General features: G+C 47.7%; 2 protein-coding genes. Both read left to right on the top strand.

Translation table 11 applies throughout. The annotated features are described in order from the left end of the window. Positions 1-81 precede the first annotated feature (81 nt). Complete coding sequence (locus tag JX312_RS10110; RefSeq protein ID WP_204457906.1) at positions 82-1,899, top strand: glycoside hydrolase family 2 protein; 1,818 nt, start codon at positions 82-84, stop codon at positions 1,897-1,899. Beyond that, positions 1,896-3,824: a sialate O-acetylesterase gene (locus JX312_RS10105; RefSeq protein ID WP_204457905.1), complete on the top strand. Its 1,929-nt coding sequence runs from the start codon at positions 1,896-1,898 to the stop codon at positions 3,822-3,824. Before JX312_RS10110 ends, JX312_RS10105 begins: the two co-directional genes overlap by 4 nt. Positions 3,825-3,990: the final 166 nt, after the last annotated feature.

Here is a 3,990-nt window from a genome sequence, read left to right as displayed (position 1 = left end):
TGAAAGCATCCAAAAGATTCAAAATTTAAGTAAGCACAGCATTTACTTATTATAAACTAATTTTCAATACTTACTTACGTAATGAATAAGTATTTTTTAGCGGCGGTTTTATTTGCCGGGGCGATTAATCTCGCCTCAGCTTATAAGCCTGCCGGAAACAATATAATGACGACATGGGGCGAGAATATCGACCCCGCAAATATCTGGCAGGAATATCCGCGTCCGATAATGGAGCGCGAGGATTGGCAGAACCTTAACGGACTGTGGGACTATGCGATAGTCTCCAAGGATTCTCCCCGACCAAAGGAATGGCAGGGTGAAATACTTGTGCCATTCTGTGCAGAATCAGCATTGTCGGGTGTTGGGAAAGAGGTAGGAGAGGAGAATGCCCTGTGGTATAAACGCAGTTTTTCCGTTCCCTCTTCCTGGAAAGGCCGCGACGTGATGTTGAATTTCGGAGCGGTAGACTGGCAGACGGACGTGTGGGTGAACGGAGCCAAGGTTGGCTCGCACACAGGCGGTTACACCCCGTTTAGCCTGAACATCACCCAGGCTTTGAAATCCAAGGGAGACAATGAGGTTGTTGTCAGGGTTTGGGATCCCACCGATAAAGGTCACCAGCCGAGGGGGAAGCAGATATCAAAACCCGAACTGATATGGTACACACCGGTGACAGGTATCTGGCAGACGGTGTGGCTTGAACCGGTGGCGCGGAAACATGTGGCCGGTCTGCGTATACTTCCTGATATTGATAGAAATACTCTCAAAGTGGATGTAAATCCATCTGAAAAAATCAGCAACGGCATGGTGGAGGTGGTTGTCAAAGACAATGGAAGGCAAATAGCTTCCGGGCGCGCTGTTACGGGAGAGTCTGTAATTGTAGATATGCCTTCTGACATAGAATTATGGTCACCGGAGAATCCGAAGCTCTATGATCTTGAAATCAAGCTAATGTCAGATGGCAAGACGCTTGACAAGGTTGACAGTTATGCGGCAATGCGGAAGTTCTCGATGAAAATGGGTGACAAGGGGGTTGTGCGCCTTCAGCTTAATAACAAGGACCTTTTCCATTACGGACTGCTGGACCAGGGATGGTGGCCTGACGGTCTATACACCGCGCCATCTTACAAAGCAATGGTCTTTGACGTGGACAAGACAAAAGACTGGGGCTACAATATGATCCGCAAGCATATAAAGGTTGAGCCCGCATTGTGGTACACTTATTGTGACCGTAACGGCATCATCGTTTGGCAGGATATGCCGAGCGGCGACAAAGATCCGGAATGGCAAGGACGTAATTATTTCGACGGCGAGGAACTTGAACGCACTCCGGAGAGCGAGGCTAACTACCGCAAGGAATGGCGCGAGATCATGGACTGTCTCTACAGCTATCCCTGCATCGCCATGTGGGTGCCGTTCAACGAAGCCTGGGGACAATTCAAGACCAAAGAGATTGCGGACTGGACTAAAAATCATGACCCGTCACGTCTTGTGAACCCGGCGAGCGGAGGCAATTTCTATCCTTGCGGTGACATATTGGACGTGCACTGCTATCCCTCACCTCCCGTGACACATGTCTATGACGCGAAACGAGCGAACGTGCTCGGCGAATACGGAGGCATAGGAATGGTGGTCAACGGTCATATCTGGGCACCGGACCGTGAGTTCAGCTATATCAACTGCAAGACCCCGGCGGAGTTGACTGACCGCTATATCGGCTACGCAAACTATCTTGACCATCTTGCCAAGGAATGGTTTGTAGGTGCTGTGTATACGCAGACAACGGATGTAGAGATTGAAGTTAACGGACTTATGACCTACGACCGCAAGGTGATAAAGATAGATGAAGACAGAATCCGGGAGGTTAACAAAAGGATAATAAAGAATCATAGCAAATGAAAATTTTGTCAGTAATTGCATCGGCAACCGTGATAGTTGTGTCTTCGTTGACGATGCACGCGAAGATAGAATTGCCATCTGTCTTTTCCGACAATATGGTGGTTCAGCAGAATGCAAAGTTGACGGTGGCAGGAAAGGCAAAGCCATTGTCGACGGTAACATTCCGTTCCGATTGGGAGGGCGGTGAATGCAAAGCCAAAGCCGACAAGGAGGGACGCTTTGTTATGAAAGTTCCGACTCCTCCTGCGGGAGGTCCCTATACCATCATCGTTGATGATGGCACCGGAGAGAAGAAAATATTGCAGAATGTCTTGTCGGGAGAGGTGTGGCTTTGCTCCGGACAGTCGAATATGGAATTTCCCGTGAAAGGAGACTGGGCACAAGTGATGGATGCAGATCGTGTCATTGCCACGATGCAACGTCCGGCACTCCGCCTGTTGCAGATCAGGAACACGACTTCCGTAACCCCCATCGATGACGCTTCTGTTGAATTTGGTTGGGTGGAATCATCTCCCGCTGCAGCTTCATTCTCAGCTATCGGCTATCTATGCGGCAGGATGCTTCAGGATTCATTGAATGTCCCTGTTGGCATAATTGATGCCACATGGGGTGGCACACCTGTGGAAGCATGGACTCCAAATGAGTATCTCAAGGATGTCGAGGGATTTGAATTTTACCACGAACAGCTTGCAGCAGGAAAGGATGAGCAAGGTTTGATAGATGCCGCAATGGGAAAGGTATATGAAGGCTATCGCAATCCGGAAAAAATGTCTTATCCCTATGACAAGGCGGTAATGCAGAAAGGTAAAGCCTGGGGAAAGATGCCTGTGCCGTCTTTGTGGGAAAACAATGTGCTCCCCGGTTTCGACGGGATTGTTGTCATGCAGTTTGAGCTTGACCTGCCTGCGACAGCCGCCGGAAAACCGTTGCAACTGAGTCTTGGAGCTGTTGATGATTGGGACATGACTTATTTCAACGGCAAACTTGTGGGTAGAGGACGTATATTCGACCAACAACGTGACTACCGTGTTGACGGAAATCTTGTAAAGGGGGGTAAAAATGTCATTACAGTCGAGGTTATCGACAATGCCGGCGGAGGTGGTATATGGAAATCCTCCTATGCTGTCGTTGACGGAACAAGGTATAGCCTTGACGGGGAATGGAGCTATGCAGTGCTTTCTGACTTCTCACAAATGGACATGGCTTATCAGCTGCCGGATACTCCACATTATCCGTCGGTGCTATATAATGCCATGATCGCGCCATTGACAGGGATGCCCTTGGCAGGGGTGTTTTGGTATCAAGGGTGTGCCAATGTAGGGCGAGCCGCACAATATGAAGTGTGTTTCAAGAATATGATAGAGGGTTGGAGAAAATCTTTTGACAATTCTTCCCACCCTTTCTATTTCGTGCAGTTGGCGGGATTCCAACAACCTGTAACGGTGCAGCCTGATTCAGAATGGGCTTTGTTGCGCCATGCGCAGTCGAAGGCTCTTCAGTTGCCGAATACCGGAATGGCAACAGCCATAGATCTCGGTAACCCGGTGGATATTCATCCTGCAAATAAGCAGGAAGTGGCGCGACGGCTGTCGTTGCTTGCCCTTGACAAGACATATGGTCGAACTCAAGCATGTGAGGCTCCCCGCTGTGTTGATACTAAAATCGGCAAAGGGTATATAGACCTTACTTTTGACAATGACATCAATACGGAAGGAGGAGTGGCTATAGGCTTTATCATAAAAGATAAATCCGGAAAATGGGCATATGCCAATACGCAGATTGTTTCTAACAAGACAATTAGATTATCTTCACCGTTGATAAACAATCCGGTTGCCGTCAGATATAACTGGGCGGACTATCCCGGTGGAAATCTAACCGGAAGAACCTCTGGCTTGCCCGTGACACCTTTCGCAACAGATATTTGAAATCTGTTTTAAAGCAATTTATTAGATTTTTAGCACTTATTTGTGTTAAAAATAACTTATATGGCGTGAAATGTGTTATAGATTGTTAATCAGACTGCGTATGTCCGCTAAAAATTAGTCTTTTAAATAGAGAAGTTATTCTAATAACTTCATAAATAAATTCCAC

This window comes from Barnesiella sp. CU968, from assembly GCF_905219685.1.
Classification (GTDB): Bacteria; Bacteroidota; Bacteroidia; order Bacteroidales; family Muribaculaceae; genus Lepagella; species Lepagella muris_A.
The sequence above is the reverse complement of the archived record's forward strand: the minus strand, read 5'-3'. Positions and strand labels throughout refer to the sequence as shown.

What these genes read in the sequence shown, in the direction of transcription:
- JX312_RS10105 (WP_204457905.1), top strand. Translation starts at nt 1,896, where the DNA reads ATGAAAATTTTGTCAGTAATTGCATCGGCAACCGTGATAGTTGTGTCT.
- JX312_RS10110 (WP_204457906.1), top strand. Translation starts at nt 82, where the DNA reads ATGAATAAGTATTTTTTAGCGGCGGTTTTATTTGCCGGGGCGATTAAT.